The sequence below is a fragment of the Ramlibacter sp. genome (assembly GCF_028292805.1).
Lineage (GTDB): Bacteria > Pseudomonadota > Gammaproteobacteria > Burkholderiales > Burkholderiaceae_C > Ramlibacter.
In genome coordinates this window covers 1-18,574 of record NZ_JAQGLS010000166.1, presented here as the reverse complement: position 1 = coordinate 18,574, position 18,574 = coordinate 1, and the positions used below count along the sequence as shown (strand labels likewise).

At 68.6% G+C, this 18,574-nt stretch carries 16 protein-coding genes, 1 tRNA gene and 1 pseudogene; 3 read left to right on the top strand and 15 right to left on the bottom strand.

Annotated features, from left to right (window positions below; translation table 11 throughout):
• Nucleotides 1-755 (top strand): annotated as a pseudogene (locus JWP65_RS10475) (Bug family tripartite tricarboxylate transporter substrate binding protein); the annotation flags it as partial.
• A gap of 127 nt (nt 756-882) precedes the next feature.
• On the opposite strand, the gene JWP65_RS10470 reads toward JWP65_RS10475, so the two are convergent.
• The 5 genes from JWP65_RS10470 to JWP65_RS10450 all read right to left on the bottom strand — a co-directional run bounded on the left by JWP65_RS10470 (nt 883) and on the right by JWP65_RS10450 (nt 5,860).
• Nucleotides 883-1,188: a hypothetical protein gene (locus JWP65_RS10470; protein WP_299763426.1), complete on the bottom strand. Its 306-nt coding sequence runs from the start codon at nt 1,186-1,188 to the stop codon at nt 883-885.
• Nucleotides 1,189-1,279: 91 nt separating this feature from the next.
• Entirely contained in the window at nt 1,280-2,173 is an 894-nt protein-coding gene (locus tag JWP65_RS10465) for a LysR family transcriptional regulator (RefSeq protein WP_299763424.1), read from the bottom strand.
• A 39-nt stretch (nt 2,174-2,212) separates the two neighbouring features.
• On the bottom strand, nt 2,213-3,166 hold the full coding sequence (locus tag JWP65_RS10460) for a TIM44-like domain-containing protein (RefSeq protein WP_299763423.1): 954 nt from the start codon (nt 3,164-3,166) through the stop codon (nt 2,213-2,215).
• A gap of 688 nt (nt 3,167-3,854) precedes the next feature.
• A complete protein-coding gene (locus JWP65_RS10455) occupies nt 3,855-5,030 on the bottom strand; it encodes a hypothetical protein (RefSeq protein WP_299763421.1) in 1,176 nt (391 codons plus the stop codon).
• 26 nt (nt 5,031-5,056) lie between these two features.
• On the bottom strand, nt 5,057-5,860 hold the full coding sequence (locus JWP65_RS10450) for a ferritin-like domain-containing protein (RefSeq protein ID WP_299763419.1): 804 nt from the start codon (nt 5,858-5,860) through the stop codon (nt 5,057-5,059).
• A gap of 230 nt (nt 5,861-6,090) precedes the next feature.
• On the opposite strand from JWP65_RS10450, the gene JWP65_RS10445 reads away from it, so the two are divergent.
• Together JWP65_RS10445 and JWP65_RS10440 are read left to right on the top strand one after the other, a co-directional pair.
• Nucleotides 6,091-6,375, top strand: coding sequence for a hypothetical protein (locus tag JWP65_RS10445; RefSeq protein WP_299763418.1), 285 nt, complete (start codon nt 6,091-6,093; stop codon nt 6,373-6,375).
• Nucleotides 6,360-7,709, top strand: a complete 1,350-nt coding sequence (locus JWP65_RS10440) for a sigma-54 dependent transcriptional regulator (protein ID WP_299763417.1) — start codon at nt 6,360-6,362, stop codon at nt 7,707-7,709. Before JWP65_RS10445 ends, JWP65_RS10440 begins: the two co-directional genes overlap by 16 nt.
• An 88-nt stretch (nt 7,710-7,797) precedes the next feature.
• Here JWP65_RS10440 and JWP65_RS10435 read toward each other — a convergent pair.
• The 10 genes from JWP65_RS10435 to JWP65_RS10390 form a co-directional block, all read right to left on the bottom strand.
• Nucleotides 7,798-7,873: transfer RNA gene (locus JWP65_RS10435), tRNA-Thr, on the bottom strand.
• 72 nt (nt 7,874-7,945) lie between these two features.
• The gene (locus tag JWP65_RS10430; RefSeq protein ID WP_299763416.1) at nt 7,946-8,953 is read right to left on the bottom strand and encodes a class 1 fructose-bisphosphatase; all 1,008 of its coding nucleotides are present in this window, start codon (nt 8,951-8,953) and stop codon (nt 7,946-7,948) included.
• A gap of 12 nt (nt 8,954-8,965) precedes the next feature.
• Nucleotides 8,966-10,225 carry a 6-phosphofructokinase gene (locus JWP65_RS10425; RefSeq protein ID WP_299763415.1) on the bottom strand — a complete coding sequence of 420 codons (1,260 nt, stop codon included), beginning with the start codon at nt 10,223-10,225 and terminating at the stop codon, nt 8,966-8,968.
• A gap of 7 nt (nt 10,226-10,232) precedes the next feature.
• Nucleotides 10,233-12,878 carry an aminopeptidase N gene (pepN, locus tag JWP65_RS10420; protein ID WP_299763413.1) on the bottom strand — a complete coding sequence of 882 codons (2,646 nt, stop codon included), beginning with the start codon at nt 12,876-12,878 and terminating at the stop codon, nt 10,233-10,235.
• A complete protein-coding gene (locus JWP65_RS10415) occupies nt 12,871-13,533 on the bottom strand; it encodes an HAD family phosphatase (RefSeq protein WP_299763411.1) in 663 nt (220 codons plus the stop codon). The genes pepN and JWP65_RS10415 overlap by 8 nt, the downstream gene beginning before the upstream one ends.
• Nucleotides 13,533-14,637, bottom strand: a protein-coding gene (gene prfB, locus JWP65_RS10410) for a peptide chain release factor 2 (RefSeq protein ID WP_299763409.1) whose coding sequence is annotated in 2 segments (ribosomal slippage) — nt 13,533-14,555 and nt 14,557-14,637 — 1,104 coding nt in all. Because the reading frame shifts where the segments join, the coding sequence is not laid out codon by codon here. Before prfB ends, JWP65_RS10415 begins: the two co-directional genes overlap by 1 nt.
• Before the next feature lie 55 nt (nt 14,638-14,692).
• Nucleotides 14,693-15,817: a hybrid sensor histidine kinase/response regulator gene (locus tag JWP65_RS10405; RefSeq protein WP_299763408.1), complete on the bottom strand. Its 1,125-nt coding sequence runs from the start codon at nt 15,815-15,817 to the stop codon at nt 14,693-14,695.
• Entirely contained in the window at nt 15,817-16,410 is a 594-nt protein-coding gene (locus JWP65_RS10400; RefSeq protein ID WP_299763406.1) for a chemotaxis protein CheB, read from the bottom strand. The genes JWP65_RS10405 and JWP65_RS10400 overlap by 1 nt, the downstream gene beginning before the upstream one ends.
• Nucleotides 16,407-17,228 (bottom strand): protein-glutamate O-methyltransferase CheR, encoded by an 822-nt coding sequence (locus tag JWP65_RS10395; protein WP_299763404.1) that lies wholly within the window; start codon nt 17,226-17,228, stop codon nt 16,407-16,409. The genes JWP65_RS10400 and JWP65_RS10395 overlap by 4 nt, the downstream gene beginning before the upstream one ends.
• Before the next feature lie 94 nt (nt 17,229-17,322).
• On the bottom strand, nt 17,323-18,574 hold a 1,252-nt coding region (locus tag JWP65_RS10390), incomplete at its 5' end, for a response regulator (protein ID WP_299763402.1).

Here is an 18,574-nt window from a genome sequence, read left to right as displayed (position 1 = left end):
GCAACGTGGCGTACGGGCAGGTGGCGCGCGCGCCGGCCGACGGCTACACGCTGCTGACCTCGTATTCCGCGTACCACGTGGGCAACCCGTCGCTGTTCCCCAAGATGACGTGGACGCAGGCCGAGCTGGCGCCGGTGGCGCTGATCACGGCGGCCACCAACGTCATCGCGGTGCATCCCTCGGTGCCGGCCGCCAACCTGCAGGAGTTCATCGCCTAGCTGAAGAAGAATCCCGGACGACTGAGCTAGGCCTCGCAAGGCAACGGCTCGCTGTCGCACGTGGGCACCGAGATGTTCAAGGCCCAGACCGGCACCAGCATGGTCCACATTCCGTACCGCGGCTCGGGCGCCGCCATCTCGGACGTGCTGTCCGGCCAGGTGCAGGTGTTCATGACGACGCCGCCGTCCGTGATGGGCCACGTGCAGGCCGGCAAGCTCAAGGGCCTGGCGGTGACCAGCAACGCGCGCCATCCGGCGCTGCCGCAGGTGCCGACCACGGCCGAAGCGGGGCTCAAGGGCTTCGAGCTGGAGGCCTGGGTCGGCATCTTCGCGCCGGCCGGCACGCCGCCCGACGTGATCGCCAGGCTGTCGGCCGGCATCAAGCAGGCGCTCGAACTGCCCGAGACGCGCACCCGCGCCGCCGCTGCCGGCATCGACTTGCGCTACCTGCCGCCGGCGCAGCTGGACGCGCTGGTGCAGCGCGAGACGGCGTTCTGGGCCAGGACGATCCAGAGCTCGAAGATCAGCGCGGAGTGAAGCGACCCTGGCTTTCTGCCGGGGTCATGCGGGACAAGGCAGTCTTTTCGTGCCTGTCCTTGCCATCATCGTTGGATCGAGAACCGTGCTGCGCACCGCGCAGCACGGTTCTCCCCCCCCCATGTGATCAGTGATTCGCATGGATCTCGTACATGGCATCGCCCATGTAGCGGTTCGGGCCGAAGGCGGCGGCGACGGCTGCCCTCTCCGCGCTGCGCCAGGTGGTGAACACCATCCGCTCGTCCTCGGTCAGAAGCTCGTCTGCCGGGTCTTCGCCGTAGCTGTGCAGGATGCGCTGCGCGGCCCGGTACAGCGGCACCACCAGCTCGGGCCCGCCCAGCTCGCCTTCCAGCGCCGCGCGAAAGCGCCCCTCCGCAGCCTGCAGGTCTGCGGGGCTGACGTCGGCTTCGAACAGCTTCACTCGGTATGTCATCGATCCGAGTGTGGCACGCGTCAACGCACTGCGCCGATCGCCAGGCGCCGCCGGTGCGGTTCGGCGCGGGCAACTGACGAAAGTTGGCGCCTCAGCCGTCCCCGTGCTGCCCCGGCAGCAAGCGCTGCACCAGCGGATGCTGGATGCGGCGTTCGGCGGAGATCAGGAAGAAATGCTCGACCAGCTCCGGGCTGTCGCCCAGCAGGCGCAGGCCCGGGTCTTTGAGCAGTTCGTCGCGCGACCAGTGCGAAGCGGGGAAGGCGCCCATGCCGCTGCGGCCGAAGGCGGCCAGCAAGGCGCTGTCCTCGAACTCGCCGGCCACCCGCGGCCGCAGGCCGTTGCGCTCGAACCAGTGGTCCAGCCGTGCCCGCACGGCGGCATGGCCGGTGGGCAGCAGCACCGGCATCTCCGCCAGGCAGGCCGGGAAATCCTGCTTGCATTTTTTCGCCAGGGCGACCGGGGCGAACCACGCCAGCGGCGCTTCGCCGAGCGCGTGGCTGTAGAGCCGCAGGTTGGGATTGGGGGTCGCTGCGCGGTCCGAGAGCACGGCGTCCAGGCGGTGCAGCGCGAGGTCGCCGAGCAGGCGATCGAATTCATCCTCGTGGCACAGCAGGCGAACGCCGGGCGCGTCCAGCGCCGGGCGCAACAGGTGGTGGACCACCAGCTTGGGCAAGCCGTCGGAGATGCCGACGGCCAGCCGCAGGCCCTGGCCGGTGGCAGCTTCGCGCACTGCCGCCGGCAGCTGTTCGCCGAGCTGGAAGATCTGCTCGGCCAGCGCCATCGCGGCCACGCCGGCTTCAGTCAATGCGATGCCGCGGCCGGCCGGCTTGAACAGCGAGTAGCCCAGCGACTGTTCGAGCGTGCGCACCTGGGCGCTGACCGTCTGCACCGCCATCCCCAGCCGCTGCGCGGCCCGGGTCATGCTGCCTTCCTTGGCAACGACCCAGAAGTAGTAGAGGTGGTGGTAGTTGAACGGGGCAGCCATCCCCGGGAGTGTGCCTGCGGCGGGGCGGCTGCCTGGGGCTCAGGCCTGCGGTGAGGCTTCGGTCTGCTGGATGCCGGCGACGACCCAGCCGCCGAAGCCGCTGCGCGGCTTGGTCAGGTGCCAGATCTCGTCCAGGTCTTCCGGGATGGCGCCGTGCTGCTGGCGCAGGCTGCCGGTCAGGCGCACGCTGACCACGTAGGCCGCTTCTTCCTCCGCCACGTCGAGCACCCGAGCTTCCAGGCCGAAGACCTCGGTTTGCTGGGGTTCGGCGCCACGCGAGTCGACCTCGGCCCGCACCACCTCGAACATTTCAGGCGTCAGGTAGTCGCGCAGGCGCGTCAGGTCGCGTGCGTCGTTGGCCGCCTGCAGGTCCACGAAGCGGTCCTTGGCATTGCGCTCGAAGGCGGCGGTGTCGAAGTCGGCCGGGATGTTGCCCACGCCAGCCGTGGCGACCGCGCCGATGCCGCTGCCGCCGATGCCCGAGCCGATCAGCGAGCCGGTGCGCTGCTGCGCGCCAGTGTCGTTGCGCAAGGTGTTGGCTTGCTGGCGCAGCAGGCCGCCCGCGCCGCCGGCACCCGCCAGCGCCGGGTTGCGGCCGGCCGCGCGCTTGCGCATGACCAAGCCGACCACCACCAGCACCGCCATCACCAGCAGGCCGATCATCATCATGTTGGCCATCGCCTCGCCGAAGCCGAAGTGCGACGCCAGGGCCATCAGGCCGATGCCGGCGGCCAAACCGGCGAGCGGGCCCATCCAGCTGCGCTTGGCGGCAGCGGCGGCAGGGGCCGCGGCGGCAGCAGCAGTTCCGGCGGCGGGAGCGGCCTGGTTGGGCGCACCCTTGGCGGCGTTGCCGCCCTGGCTGGCTGGCGCGGTGACGTTCTGGCGCTGCATGCCGCTGGACTTGCCACCACCCAGACGCCTGGCTTCGGCGTCGAGCGCCGCTGTCATTCCCAGGGCCAGGACGACCGCGAAAACGGCCAAAGCTTTCTTCATGAAGGGGTTCCCATAAGGTGGTGATCGGAACAGCGACCATAGCAGCCCTACGCCGCAGGAAAAAGAAGATGATTTCTGCCGTTGAATCAGTAAAAGACGAAGTTACGACTGCCGTGGCCGTGGCCGGAACCCTGCGGCCAGTCAGTTCTCCACCAGCTCACCCAAGCAGGCGCATGTCGGCGGGCTTGGTGAGGTGGGCGTCGAACCGGCGGCCATGGACGCCGCCCGGTCCGTCGCGTGGCCCCAGCGGTTGCCGCGATCAGCACGGCTCGTCGCCTCCCGGCAGGCCGCGCAAGGCCTGCCCGACCTCGTGGCCGCTCAGTCCGGCAGTCCGATGTCCAGGATGGCGACGTCCCGCAGCCGGAGGCGGGCGGCCGCGATCGCCTCCTGCCCGCTGCCGACCAGCGCCGTGCCGCTGGCAAGCTCGAGATGTTGCCGCCGGCGGGCGTGTACTTGACGCGTCGGTCAGGAGATTCGAAAACACCCGGGCCAGCCTCCTGCGCAGCGCCTCCTGCGCGCGCGCCGGGCATGGCGAGCAACACCCGCTGGAGTTGCTCGCGCAGCCCGAGCCTGGCTTCAACGAGCAGCACTTTCATGCGCCCGCGTCTTGGTTTCATCCCTTGGCGTGCCGCTGGCCGATCGGCTGGTGCAGGCAGAGGTCGTCGGGTGCGCAGTTTTGCATCGCCCTTCAGGTCGCCTGCACCGGCAGACCGCGCATCAGCTCGGTCCCCGGGGTCCAGCTGTAGGTGGCGGAGACGATTTCCGACGGACAGCCGCCAGCGTGCACGGCCGCGCGGTACTCCAGGGAGGACTTGCCTTCGGCCGCTTCGTCGACGAACTGCGTGCCGTCCTTGCGCAGCTGCGATTCGGCGGCCACCACTTCGCGCAGGTAGGCCCGGTGGCTCTCGAAGCGGATGAAGGGCGGCAGCGTGCCGTCGCCGAGCACCTCGGCGGGATCGCGGCGCTCGACCTCCTTGAACAGGGCGATGGCCACCTGCAGGTGGCCCAGCTCGAACTCAAGGAAGGTCTGCCACAGGGCCTTCAGCCGCGGATTGGTCTCCTGGGCCAGGCAGCCGGCGTAGTTCCACACTTCGCAGGCTTCGCCGACCAGCAGCTTCTCCAGCGGCGACTCGTTCGGGTTGAGCATCGAGCCGTAGTGGACGATGTGCTGCGATTCCACCGACGCGATCTCGGCATAGAGCTGGCGCGCCAGCGGGTCCGCGAACAGCGGCCCGATGTTCATGTAGTAGTCGTGGGTCTGGTACTCGCCGCCGGTCAGCGTCAGCGCGTGCAGCTTGGTGGCCAGCACCGCGTTGGGGCCATACGGCTCGAGCAGGTCGTGCTCGGGTGCGCGGTGATGGAACAAGGTCGCGCGCGAAGGCACGATGTCGGTGTAGCCCTGGGTGATGTTGTTGGCGTCCTTGCCTTCCAGCCGGTCCAGCAGCGCCGTGTAGCGGTACAGGTGATCGAAGTCCTCCAGCAGCGCGTAGCGGTAGCCCTGGGCCAGGTAGGCGTCGGGCTCGAGCTGGGCGACCGAGGCCGTCACCTCGATGGCCGTCTGTTCGTAGCCGATCGTGGTTTCGATCGGCGAGTGGTCGGCGCCGATCAGCCAGTTGATGGAGGTTGCCTGGTGCTGCTCCACGCGCATCAGCTGGGCCAGTTGCACCCGGGCGTTCGCATTGCAGCGCAAGGCGACCTGCTTGGTGCGCAGGGAGTCCAGCTCGACTCCGTTCATGAGGATGACCCGCACGCGGCTGAAGGCGTCGTCATCGAGCTTGCTGATCGGCTTGCCGACCATGTCTTTCCAGCTGAGCCTTTGACGGGCCAGCGGGATGCCTTTGTCTGTCAGGAGATTGATGGCCATGGGGAATCCTTGAAAAAGCTGGCGGCTCAGACCGCGGGTGTGCCGGCGCCGGTGGTGACGAGGTTCGTCAGCCAGCCCCTGATGGTGGCCAGGTGCTCCTGCTCCTGGGTGAATGCGCCGAGGAAGCGGCCCGAGAGTTCCGCCTGGCCGGCCTGGTCGGCCAGCTGGATCAGCAGCTCCCAGCCGGCGTTGTCGGTCAATTCGGCGGTGAGCATCGCGTTGAGGCATTGCGCAAGGGTGGTGCGGGGATCCGTGACGACCTGGATCAGGCCCAGGGAAGCAGTCGCGATCACGTCGGCGCACGGTGTCTGGGCCGTCGGGTCGCCACCGAGCTGCTCCATTGCCGCGCACAGCATCAGCAGGTGCGCCTGCTCCTCGGACCGGATGCGTGCCAGCGTCTGGGCAGGCGCCTCGCCCTGCACCGGTGCCAGGGCCCCCATGCCTTCCTGCTTGAGCACCAGCTCGGCCGGCGGCAGGCCGCCATCGGGGCTGTCCGCGAAGGCCGAGTGCTTGACGATGAGTGCGTCGTACAGGCGCGTCCCCCCGCGTTCGAACGCGATGCGCTCGCCGATCTTGTCCAGCAGGATGGACGGGCTGCCGCCGCGCAGCTTGGCCACGCCGGCCTTGACGGCGCCCTTGAGGCCGACCGGCGGCGGGATCGATCCGACGGCGTCGGCCTCGTTGATGTACAGCAGCCGGTCGGCGTCGCTGGCGCTGGTGTCGATGGGAACCTGGGGCGTCAGTTCGGCGGCGGCGAGTGTCATCGCTTCGGTGCCCTCGGGTGAGGCGACGGCGCCGGTGCGGTTCATTCCTGGAGTGGTGGCTTTCATGGCTTTCCTTGCAGGTGGCTGAGGGCCATTTTGCGGCGCGACCCGGGCTTGCAGGCGCTGTGCCGACCCGGGTTGCGAGACCCGCCTACACGCCACCGGTAACAAATTCCGCAGCGGTAAAAAATGCTGATGCAGATGGCGCGTGGTCGGAAAATTCGAGAAAATCAACCGTTCCACGGGATTCGATCCGACACATTCTTGAGTCCAGCCCAGCGCTTTGGAGCATCGAAATGGGAACGCTTGCAGCCGCCGCGGCCTGCGCGCAACGGGCGACGGCCTGGCTCGAATGCCGGCGGTCGCTCGAATTCAATGCATCGGCCAGCACTGAAGGCCTGAGGCTTTGCCACCAGGTGCGCAACCGGCTCGGCTCCTTGCAGGCCGCGCTGGACGTCGCTGCCATCAGCGCGCCGGGCAGCGACGCCGCGCACGAGGCCCATGCGATCGCGGCGCGGCAGTCGGCCACGCTGGCGGCCCTCCTCGACGACCTGCAGGAGGCGGCATGGGCAGCGCGCTGATCGTCGATGACGACCCCGACTTCTGCCGGATGATGGCAAGGCTGGTTGCGCACCACGGCTTCGACGCGGCGACCGCCCAGTCGCTCGGATCGGCGCGCCGGCAGATCGCCGCCCGCCCGCCCGACGTGGTGCTGCTCGATCTGGAACTGCCCGACGGCAATGGCATGAGCCTGCTCGACGATCCCGCGGTCCGGGGCCGATCGGAAGTGATCCTGATGACCGGCTTGGCCCGCCTGGAAACTTCGATTCAGGCTTTGCGCTACGGCGCTGCCGACTACCTGCTCAAGCCGGTCGACGCGTCGCGGCTGGGCTGCATCCTGGCGCGCGTGACCCGGCCGGACCTGCTGCAGGCCAAGGTGGCTGCGCTGCGCGACCAGCTGGCCCGCACGGGGGCCTTCGGCGCGCTGGTGGGGCGCAGCGGCCGGATGCAGCTGGTGTACGAGCTGATCGGCCGGGTCGCGCAGTCGTCCATCCCGGTGTTGGTCAGCGGCGAGAGCGGCACCGGCAAGGAACTCGCGGCGCGCACCATCCATGGCCTGAGCCGGCGCCAGCCTGCCCCGTTCGTCGCCGTGAGCTGTGGCGGGATCGGGCCAGATGCGCTGGAGAGCGAGCTGTTCGGCAGCGAGAACAGCCGCGCCGGCGACGCAGAGCACGCCGGGCTGCTCGAGCGGGCGCGCGGCGGAACGCTGTTCCTGGACGAGATCTGCGACATGTCGGCGGCAATGCAGGCCAGGCTGCTGCACGTGCTGGAAACCGGCAGCTACACCCCCCTGTTCTCGGCGACCCGCCGCGTGGTGGACGTGCGGCTGATCTCGGCCAGCAACCGCGACCTGCAGCAGGCCGTGGCCGCCGGCCTGTTCAGGCAGGACCTGTTCTACCGGCTGAACGTCTTTCCGCTCCAGTTGCCGCCGCTGCGCGAACGGATGGAAGACCTGCCCCTGCTCGTGACCCACCTGTTGCGCGAGATCGGCCGTGCCGAGGGGGGCTTCAAGCAGCTGGCGCCGGCCGCGCTGCAGCGGCTGGCCCGCTGCCACTGGTCGGGCAACGTGCGCGAGCTGCGCAATGCCCTGCACCAGAGCTACGTGATGACGCCCGGCGACGAGATCAAGCACCCCTGGCTGCCAAGCGACGCGCGCCCGGCCGCCGCGGTCCGGTCCCACCCGGCTCAGCCGGTTGCCGGCAGGACGCTGGCGCAGGTCGAGAAAGAAGCAGTGCTGGCCACGCTCGAGCAGCACGGCAACCACAAGGAGCGCACCGCCGCGGCCCTGGGGATCAGCATCAAGACCTTGTACAACCGCCTCAAGGAGTACGGCGCCCAAGAGCCAGGGCGGTAGCAGGCTTGGAGCCAAAAGCGTCGCGTCCGCCGGCCCGGGACGACAAAAAGCCCGCGCCTCGAAACGAGGGGCGGGCCTTGGCAAGTCATGGTGCCGGAAAGAGGAGTCGAACCCCCGACCTTCGCATTACGAATGCGCTGCTCTACCAACTGAGCTATTCCGGCGAAGCCTGTGATTATAGCGGGGCTTCGGGCGGGATTCCGGTCCGGCCTGCGCCGGCACGACAGTGTCCGGCCTCAGCCCGCGTGGTAGCCCGTCACCCGCTCCACCTCGTTCCTGGAGCCGAGGATCACCGACACGCGTTCGTGCAGCGTGCCCGGCTGGATGTCCAGGATGCGCTGCTTGCCGTTGGTGATGGCGCCACCGGCCTGCTCCACCAACCAGCCCATGGGGTTGGCCTCGTACAGCAGCCGCAGCTTGCCGGGCTTGTCCGGCTCGCGCTTGTCCCATGGGTACAGGAAGATGCCGCCGCGCGTCAGGATGCGGTGCACGTCGGCCACCATGGAGGCCACCCAGCGCATGTTGAAGTCCTTGCCGCGCGGGCCTTCCTTGCCGGCCAGGCATTCGTCGATGTAGCGGCGCACCGGGGCGGCCCAGTGCCGCATGTTGGACATGTTGATGGCGAACTCCCTGGTGTCCTCCGGGATGCGCACGTCTTCCTGCGTCAGCACGAAGGAGCCTTGCTCGCTGTCCAGCGTGAACATCGCCACGCCGTCGCCCACCGTCAGCACCAGCGTGGTCTGCGGGCCGTAGATGCAGTAGCCGGCCGCCACCTGCCTGTTGCCCGCTTGCAGGAAGTCCTGCTCGCTCACGCCGGCGCCGTTGGCTTCGGGCTTCTTGAGCACGCTGAAGATGGTGCCGATGCTCACGTTGACGTCGATGTTCGAGGAGCCGTCCAGCGGGTCGAACAGCAGCAAATACTCGCCCTGCGGGTAGCGGTTGGGCACCACGTAGATGCCCTCCATCTCCTCGCTGGCCATGGCCGCCAGGTGGCCGCCCCATTCGTTGGCCTCGATCAGCACCTCGTTGGCGATGATGTCCAGCTTCTTCTGGATTTCGCCCTGCACGTTGCCGGTGCCGGCGGAGCCGAGCACGTCGCCCAGCGCGCCCTTGGTCACGGCGTGGCTGATGCTCTTGCAGGCGCGCGCCACCACCTCCAGCAACAGCCGCAGGTCCGACGGGATGCGGTCGTGGATGCGCTGTTTTTCGACGAGGTAGCGGGTCAGGGAGATCTTGGAGGTCATCGGGGGGGGCGCTCAGCGCAGTTCAAAGGGCGGCAGCTTGCGGGCCACGGCGACGTTCGCCAGCGTCGCATAGACCGGCAGGCCGTTGCTGAATTGGGGGAAGTCCTCGCCCTGGATCAGGGGGCGCAGGTAGCGCTTGCAGGCCTCGGTGATGCCGAAGCCGTCGGCGGTGATGAAGTCGCGCGGCATGAATTTCTCGACGTTGGCCACCGCCGACAAGGGCGCCATGCCGATGCGGTATTGGTACGGCGTGTCGCTCACGCGCTCGATGGTCGGCATCACGGCGTTGTGGCCGGCCAGCGCCAGCTCGACCGCCGCCGCGCCCACCTCGTAGGCTTGCTGGACGTCGGTCGCCGAGGCGATGTGGCGCGCGGCGCGCTGCAGGTAGTCGGCCACCGCCCAATGAAACTTGTGCCCGAGCGCGCGCTTGACGATGCCCGCCACCACCGGCGCCGCGCCGCCCAGCTGGGCGTGGCCGAAGGCATCCTTGCTGCCTTGCTCGGCCAGGAAGCTGCCGTCGGGGCGGTGGCAGCCTTCCGAGACGATCACCGTGCAGTAGCCGTGTTGCTTGACCAGCGCGTCCACGCGGTCGGTGAACTGCTTTTCGTCGAACGGGATTTCCGGGAACAGCACCACCACCGGGATGCCTTCGTCCTCGATCAGACCGCCGGCCGCCGCGATCCAGCCGGCGTGCCGGCCCATGACCTCGAGCACGAACACCTTGGTCGAGGTCCTGGCCATGGAGCGCACGTCGAACGAAGCTTCGAGCGCCGACACGGCCACGTACTTGGCGACCGAGCCGAAGCCCGGGCAGCAGTCGGTGACTGGCAGGTCGTTGTCGACGGTCTTGGGCACGTGGATCGCCTGGATCGGATACCCCATGCTCTCGGACAACTGGCTCACCTTGAAGCAGGTGTCGGCCGAGTCGCCGCCGCCGTTGTAGAAGAAATAGCCGATGTCGTGGGCCTTGAACACCTCGAGCAGGCGCTCGTACTCGCGCCGGTTGGCTTCCACGGACTTGAGCTTGTAGCGGCAGGAGCCGAAGGCGCCCGAAGGCGTGGCGCGCAGCAGCGCGATCGCCGCCGCACTGTCGCGGCTGGTGTCGATCAGCTCTTCGGTCAGCGCGCCGATGATCCCGTTGCGGCCCGCGTAGACCTTGCCCATCTTGCTGTGGTTGGCGCGGGCCGTCTCGATCACCCCACAGGCGCTGGCGTTGATGACGGCGGTGACGCCGCCGGACTGGGCGTAGAAGGCGTTTCTGGGTGCCGCCATGGCTGCCTCACTCCGCCAGTGCGCGCGTGACCACTTCGCGCACGTCGTTGCTCAGGTCGGGCCGGGCCGCCACCCGGGCGATCGCCTCGCGGGCGGCGCCGCGCTGCGGCTCCACCAGCTTGTTCCAGCGGTCCAGTGCCCGCGCCAGCCGCGCGGCCACCTGCGGGTTGATCGCGTCCAGTTCCACCACCCGCTCGCTCCAGTACACATAGCCGGCGGCGTCGGCGCGGTGGAAGGCGCCGGGGTTGGCGCTGCAGTAGCTGAAGATCACGCTGCGGGCGCGGTTCGGGTTGCGGATGTTGAAGTCCGCATGCTTCATCAACTGCTTGACCACCGGCAGCACGTTGCCGCCGCGGTCGGGCGCGCCGGCCTGCAGCGCGAACCACTTGTCCAGCACGAGAGGCTCGTCCTTGAACAGCGCATGGAAGCGCTGCAGCGCGTTGGCGGCCAATGCATGGCCGCTCACCACCAGCGCCGCCAGGGCGTTGAACCGATCGGTCATGTTGCCGGCGTCCTTGAAGCGCTGGTAGGCCTTGCCGGGCCACACCGTGTCGCCCGAGGTGCGGGCGGCCAGGCACAGGTGCGTCAGCGCCAGCCCGGCCAGGGCGCGGCGGCCGCTGGAGACCGGGTCCGGCTGGTAGGCGCCGCTGTCGCTGTGCGCCTGGACGGCCCAGGCCCAGTCGGCGACCAGCGCCTCGGCCAGGTGCTGGCGCATGCCTTCGCGCACCGCGTGGACGCGCTGCGGGTCCACCACGTCCAGCTGTTCGGCGATGAAGGTTTCGGCCGGCAGCGTCAGCACCAGTTCCTTGAAGGCTGCATCCAGCTGCGGGTGGCGCAGCACGCTGCGCATGGACTCCAGGTAGGCGTCGTCCAGCCGCACCTCAGCCTGCGGGTTGCGGATGAACGCCAGCGCCCGGCCGGTGCCCAGGCGCTGCGCCGCTTCCCAGCGGTTGAACGGGTCGGCGTCGTGCGCCAGCAGCGTCAGCAGTTGCGCGTCGCTGTAATCGTAGTCCAGCACCACCGGCGCGCTGAAGCCGCGCAGCAGCGACGGCACCGGTTCGGCGGCCAGGCCCGGGAAGGTGAGCGTCTCGCTCTCCTGCGTCAGCACATGCATGCCGCTGCTCAGCTCCTTGCCGTCGACCGTCAGCAGGCCGAGCGCGACCGGAATCACGAACGGCAGCTTTTCCGGCTGGCCGGGCGTGGGCGCGCAGCTTTGCGACAGCGTCACGCTGTAGACGCCGGCGCCGGCATCGAAACTTGTCACCGCCTTCAGCCGCGGCGTGCCGGCCTGGCTGTACCAGCGCTTGAACTGGTCCAGGCGCCGGGCCAGCTGCGACTCGGGGTTGGCGTCGGCGATGGCCTGGGCGAAATCGTCGCAGGTGACCGCGTGGCCGTCGTGGCGCTCGAAGTACAACGCCATGCCCTTGGCGAAGCCGTCGCGGCCCACCAGCGTCTGCATCATCCGCACGACCTCGGCGCCCTTTTCGTAGATGGTGACCGTGTAGAAGTTGTTGATCTCCAGGTACTGGTCGGGCCGCACCGGGTGCGCCATCGGGCCGGCGTCTTCCGGGAACTGCGCGGTGCGCAGCACCCGCACGTCCTCGATCCGCTTGACGGCCCGGGCCGAGGGGCTGCCGGCCAGGTCCTGGCTGAACTCCTGGTCGCGGAACACCGTCAGGCCTTCCTTGAGCGACAGCTGGAACCAGTCGCGGCAGGTCACGCGGTTGCCGGTCCAGTTGTGGAAGTACTCGTGGCCGACCACGCTTTCGATGTTGCCGAAATCGGTGTCGGTGGCGGTGGCCTGGCTGGCCAGCACGTACTTCGTGTTGAAGACGTTCAGCCCCTTGTTTTCCATCGCGCCCATGTTGAAGTCGCTGGTGGCGACGATCATGAAGCGCTCCAGGTCGAGCGACAGGTTGAAGCGCGCCTCGTCCCAGGCCACCGAGTGCATCAGCGAGTTCATCGCATGCTCGGTCTTGTCCAGGTCGCCGGGGCGCACGAACACCTGCAGCAGATGGTCGTTGCCGCTGCGCGAGGTGATGCGCTGCTCGCGGCACACCAGCTGGCCGGCCACCAGCGCGAACAGGTAGCTGGGCTTGCGAAACGGGTCCACCCATTTGGCAAAGTGGCGGCCGTCGTCCAGCTTGCCTTCCTCCACCAGGTTGCCGTTCGACAGCAGCACCGGGTACTTGCGACGGTCGGCGCGCAAGGTGACGGTGTAGCTGGCCATCACGTCCGGGCGGTCCAGGAAGTAGGTGATGCGGCGAAAGCCCTCGGCTTCGCACTGGGTGAAGAACGAGTCGTTGCTGACGTACAGGCCCATCAGCTTGGTGTTCTTGGCCGGGGCGCAGGTGGTGAAGATCTCCAGCTCGAACGGGTCGTTGCCTTGCGGCAGGTTCTCCAGCACCAGCTGGCCGTCTTCCAGCTTGAACGAGGTGCCCTGGCCGGCGACCAGCACGCGGGCCAGGTTCAGCTCCTCGCCGTCCAGCCGCAGCGCCTGCGCCGGCACGTCCGGGTTGCGGCGCACCTGCATGCGGTTCAGAACGCGGGTCTTGGCCGGGTCCAGGTCGAAGCACAGGTCGACGCTGTCGATCCAGAACGCGGGCGGCTGGTAGTCGGCGCGATAGATCACTTTAGATTGTCCTTCACGCATCCAGGCTCTCCAGGAAGTTCGTTGTCATCAGTTCCTCGTAGTCGCGCACCTGCGCGATCACGTGCGGGCCGGCCAGCTCGCGCGGGCCGTGCGTGCTGCAGATGGCCACGGCCCGCATCCCGGCGCGGTGCGCCGCCTCGATCCCGAACGGCGCATCCTCGAACACGATGCAGTCCGCCGGCGCGGCGCCGATGCGGCGCGCGGCTTCCAGGAACAGGTCGGGCTCGGGCTTGCCGCGCAGGCCTTCGTCGCCGCCGACGATGGCGCGCGGCGGCTGCGCCAGCTGCAGGTGCTCGAGGACGAAGGCGATGTTGTGCTTGTCGCCGGCGGTCGCCACCGCCCAACGCAACCCGCGCTCCTGTGCCTGCACCGTGAAGCGGCGAAAGCCCGCCACTTCGCGGAATTCGCCGGCGAAGGCTGCGCGGTACAGCGCCTCCTTCTCGCCGATCAGCTCCAATGCCCGCGGCTCGCCCACCTCGCCCATCAGCTCGCGGATGCACTCGACGCCGGTGCGCCCGGTCGTGCGCCGCAGCACCTCGGCCACCGGCAGCGCGATGCCATGGCGGCGGGTGAACGCCTCCCAGCTGCGCGCATGCGCCGGCATCGAGTCGACCATGGTGCCGTCCATGTCGAAGACGAGGGCGGGAGTGCCCATCAGACGCCCTGCTTGAGCGACGCTTCGATGAACACATCGAGGTCGCCGTCCAGCACCTTCTGGGTGGCCGAGATCTCGACCCCGGTGCGCAAGTCCTTGATCCGGCTGTTGTCCAGCACGTAGCTGCGGATCTGGTGGCCCCAGCCGACGTCGGTCTTGCTGTCTTCGAGCTTTTGCTGCTCTTCCATGCGCTTGCGCATCTCATGGTCGTACAGCCGCGAGCGCAGGCGCTTCCAGGCCACGTCGCGGTTGCTGTGCTGACTGCGGCTGTCCTGGCACTGCACCACGATGTTGGTCGGGATGTGGGTCAGCCGCACCGCCGAGTCGGTCTTGTTGATGTGCTGGCCGCCGGCGCCCGAGGCGCGGTAGGTGTCCACCCGCACGTCGGCCGGGTTGATGTCGATCTCGATCGAGTCGTCGATTTCGGGATAGACGAACACGCTGGCAAAGCTGGTGTGGCGGCCGCCCGAGGAGTCGAACGGCGATTTGCGCACCAGCCGGTGCACGCCGGTCTCGGTGCGCAGCAGGCCGAAGGCGTACTCGCCCTCGATCTTGATCGTCGCGCCCTTGATGCCCGCGGTGTCGCCCGGGGTTTCGTCTTCCACCGTGGTCTTGAAGCCCTTGCGCTCGGCGTACTTGAGGTACTGGCGCAGCAGCATGCTGGTCCAGTCGCACGCCTCGGTGCCGCCGGCGCCGGCCTGCAGGTCCAGGAAGCAGTTGTTCGGGTCCGCCGGCTGGTTGAACATGCGGCGGAACTCCAGCCCCTCGACCTCGGCCGCCAGCTTGGCGCAGTCGGCCTCGATGCTCGCGAGGCCGGCGTCATCGCCTTCCTCCTTGCTCATCTCGAACAGCTCAAGGTTGTCCGCCAGTTCGCTCTGCAGCTTCTGCAGGGAGTTGACGACGCCTTCCAGCTGCTTTTTTTCGCGGCCCAGTTCCTGGGCTCTCTTGGGGTCGTTCCAGACCTGCGGGTCTTCCAGCGAGGCGTTGACGGTCCTCAGGCGTTCGGCTTTGGAATCGTAGTCAAAGATACCCCCGAAGGTCCGCCGTGCGGGCCTGCAGGTCCGCCAAGGTGGTGCCGATGAGGTTGGTACGTTCTGCGTCCATTTTGAGTGCTTCCTGCGTTTGACTGGGCCGCCACTGGCGGCAACCCGTCATTCTGTCACGTGGCCGACGGCAGGGGCAGGTGCAGGACGAACTCGGCGCCGGCGCCGGGCTGGCTGCGCACTTCGAGACGGCCGCTGTGGGCCTGCACGATCTGGCGGGCGATGAACAGGCCCAGGCCCAGGCCCGGCACCTGCTGCGAGCCCTCGGCCCGCTCGAACTGCTCGAAGATGCGGTCCTGGTCGGCCTGGGCGATGCCCATGCCCTGGTCCCGCACCGACACGCTGGCCTGCTGCCCGTTGCGGCTGACCGTCACCGCCACCGGCTTGCCCTGCCCGTAGCGCAGCGCGTTGGTCAGCAAGTTGGTGATCACCTGCTCGATGCGGAACTCGTCGCCTTCGATGGGCAGCGCCTGCGGCGCCTGGATCAGCACCGAGCAGCCGGCCGTGGCCGCCAGGTCGTTGATGGCCTCGACCACGCGCCGCGACAGTTCCGCCAGGTCGTACGGCGCCGGCACCATGGCCAGCCGCCCGGTGCGCAGCCGTGAGACGTCCAGCATGTCGTCCAGCAGGCGGATCATGTTGCGGATCTGCCGCTCGTCACGGTCCACCAGCCTGAGCATGGCGTCGGTCCGGGACGGCTCCGGCCCGGTGAGCATCTTGCGGCGCAGCTGCGCCTGCAGGTAGACCGAGTTGAGCGGGTTGCGCAGCTCGTGCGACACCATCGACATGAAGTCGTCGCGCATGGTCACGGCGCGTTGCAGCTCGTCCCGCGTGGCCTGCAGTTCCAGCCGCTGGCGGAACAGGTCGACGAACACGGCGACCTTGCTGCGCACCGTGTGCGGGTCCAGCGGCTTGTACAGGAAGTCGACCGCCCCCGACTCGTAGCCGCGGAAGGCGTAGTTCTGCTCGCGCCCGGCGGCGCTGACGAACACGATCGGGATGGTGCGGGTGCGCTCGGTGCCGCGCATCAGCTCGGCCAGCTCGAAGCCGTTCATGGCCGGCATCTGCACGTCCAGGATGGCGAGCGCGAAGGCGTGCTCCAGCATCAGCGACAGCGCCTGGTCGCCCGAGCGGGCGGTGAAGATGCGGCGGCCCGGCTGGCGGATCAGCGCCTCCAGCGCGAGCAGGTTCTCGGGCAGGTCGTCGACCAGCAGGACATTGACGTCGGGAATGGAACTCATCAGCGCACCAGAGTGTGCAACAGGCTGCGCAGGCCCGCCAGCGGAAGGACATAGCCGGGGGCGGCCAGCCGGATCGCGGCCAGCGGCATCGCCACGTGCGCCGCCTCCTGCGGCTCCTGCACCGCCGTCAGGCCGCCACCAGCGCCGATGCGCGCCAGTCCGCGGGCCCCGTCCTGGTTGGCGCCGGTGAGGACGATGCCGGCCATGTCGGCGCCATACAGGTCGGCGCACGACTCCATCAGCACGTCGATCGACGGGCGCGAGAACAGCACGGGTGCGTCGCAGCTGAGGGAAAAGGTGCGGTCCGCCTCCACCAGCAGATGGTAGCCCGGCGGTGCAAAGTAGACCCTGCCCGAGGCCACCGGCGCGTGCGGCTGCGCTTCCTCCACCGGAATGCCAAGGCGCGCGGCGAACACTTCCACCAGCTTGCTCTGGTGGTTCTGCGGCAGGTGCAGCACGGTGATCACCGTGCCGCGAAACGGCGCCTGCAGGCCGGCCAGCAGCGTGAACAGGGCGTCGATGCCGCCGGCCGAGGCGCCGATGGCCACCGCCTCGACGGCGTGCGAGAAATCGGCGGGCAGGCTGGTCTTCATCGCGCGGCCTTGCGGTAGACGCGCTCTGCGCGGCTGACCACGTCGAAGCGGCCCGCGTAGCCGGAGAAATCCAGCGTCTCCTTGGTGCCCAGGCCCAGGAAGCCGCGGTGCGACAGCGATTCGTGGAACAGGGCCAGCGCCCGATCCTGCAGCTTGCGGTTGAAATAGATCAGGACGTTGCGGCAGGAGACCAGCTGGGTCTCGGAAAACACCGAGTCGGTGGCCAGGCTGTGGTCGGCGAAGGTGATGCTGTCGCGCAGCGACTTGTCGAACAGGGCGCCGCCGTAGGCCGCCGTGTAGTAGTCGCTGAAGCTGCGCAGCCCGCCCGAGCGCTGGTAGTTGCGGGTGAAGGCGCGCACCGCCTCCAGCCCGAAGATGCCCTGGCGCGCCTTGTCCAGCGAGGCATGGTTGATGTCGGTCGCATACAGGATGGTCCGATCGAGCAGCCCTTCCTCCTGCAGCAGGATCGCCAGCGAGTAGGGCTCCTCGCCGGTGCTGCAGCCGGCGACCCAGACCTTGATCGACGGGTAGGTGCGCAGCACCGGGATGACCTGCTGGCGCAGCGCCAGGAAGTAGGGTGGGTCGCGGAACATCTCGCTGACCGGCACCGTCAGGTACTGCAGCAGCTGCGAGAATTCCGCGGCGTCGTGCAGCACCCGCTCCTGCAGCGCCGAGATCGACGCCGCGCCCATGCGCTCGCGCGCCTGCAGCACGCGCCGCTTGAGCGAGGCCGGCGAGTAGTCGCGAAAGTCGTGGCCGTAGCGCAGGAACACCGCCTCGATCAGGAGGCGGATCTCGATGTCCGCCAATCCGGGCATCAGGAAACCTCCCCCAGGATGGTCCGCTGTGCGGGCTGCTCCTCCCCCCTCCGCAAGCGGAGGGGGCGAGCACCTTCGGGCGGCCGTGCGGTGCTCATATTCGCTCCAGTTTCGGCATCCACACGCGCATCAGCGAGAACAGCCGTTCCAGCTCGATCGGCTTGGCCAGGTAGTCGTTGGCGCCGGCGGCCAGGCAGCGCTCCTGGTCTTCCTTCATCGCCTTGGCGGTCACCGCGATGATCGGCAGCTTCTGCCAGCGCGCGTCCTTGCGGATCTCGCGCATGGCGGTGTAGCCGTCCATCTCCGGCATCATGATGTCCATCAGCACCAGGTCGAGTTGCTCGCCGCCCCGGGCCAGCTTGTCCAGCGCCTCGATGCCGTTGCGCGCCACCTCGACGTCGGCGCCCTTTTGCTCCAGCGCGCTGGTCAGCGCGAAAATGTTGCGCATGTCGTCGTCCACCACCAGGATGCGGCGGCCTTCAAAGGCCTTGTCGCGGTTGCGCGCGGTGCGCAGCATCTTTTGCCGCTCGCTTGACAGCTGGTTTTCCACCTTGTGCAGGAACAGCGTCACTTCGTCGAGCAGCCGCTCGGGCGAGCGCGCGCCCTTGATGATGATGGAGCGCGAATAGCGCATCAGCTCCGATTCTTCGGCCCGCGTCAGGTTGCGGCCGGTGTAGACGATCACCGGCGGGAACGAGCGGCTCTCGCCCGAGGCCATGCGGCGCAGCAGCTCCTGCCCCGTCATGTCGGGCAGCTTCAGGTCGATGATCATGCAGTCGAACACCGAAGTCTCCAGCGCCGCCAGCGCCTGCCGGCCTTGCGCGACGGCCACGATCTCGACGTCGCTGTCGCCGTCGCCGATCAGGCGCGTGACGCTTTCCTGCTGGCGCAGATCGTCTTCCACCAGCAGCACGCGCTTGACCTTCTGGCTCAGCTTGGACTCCAGCCGCGCGAACACGTGCTGCAGCTGCTCGCGGCTGGCCGGCTTGCGCGCGTAGCCCACGGCGCCCAGGCTCAACGCCGTCTCGCTGCGGTCTTCCACCGAGATCACGTGCACCGGCACGTGGCGGGTGCGCGGGTCTTCCTTGAGCCTTTGCAGCACCGACAGGCCGGAGTCGTCGGGCAGCTGCATGTCCAGCAGCACGGCGTCGGGCACCTGCTCCATGGCCAGTGCGCAGCCTTCGTCGGCGTGGTGCGATACCAGGCAGCGGTAGCCCAGCTCGTGCGCCAGGTCCAGCAGGATGCGGGCGAACACCGGATCGTCTTCCACCACCAGCACGGTGCGGCGGCCGTCGCGCGGCAGCTCCCGGTCGTCGGTGAAGGCCGGGCCGTGGAAGGCCTTGCCG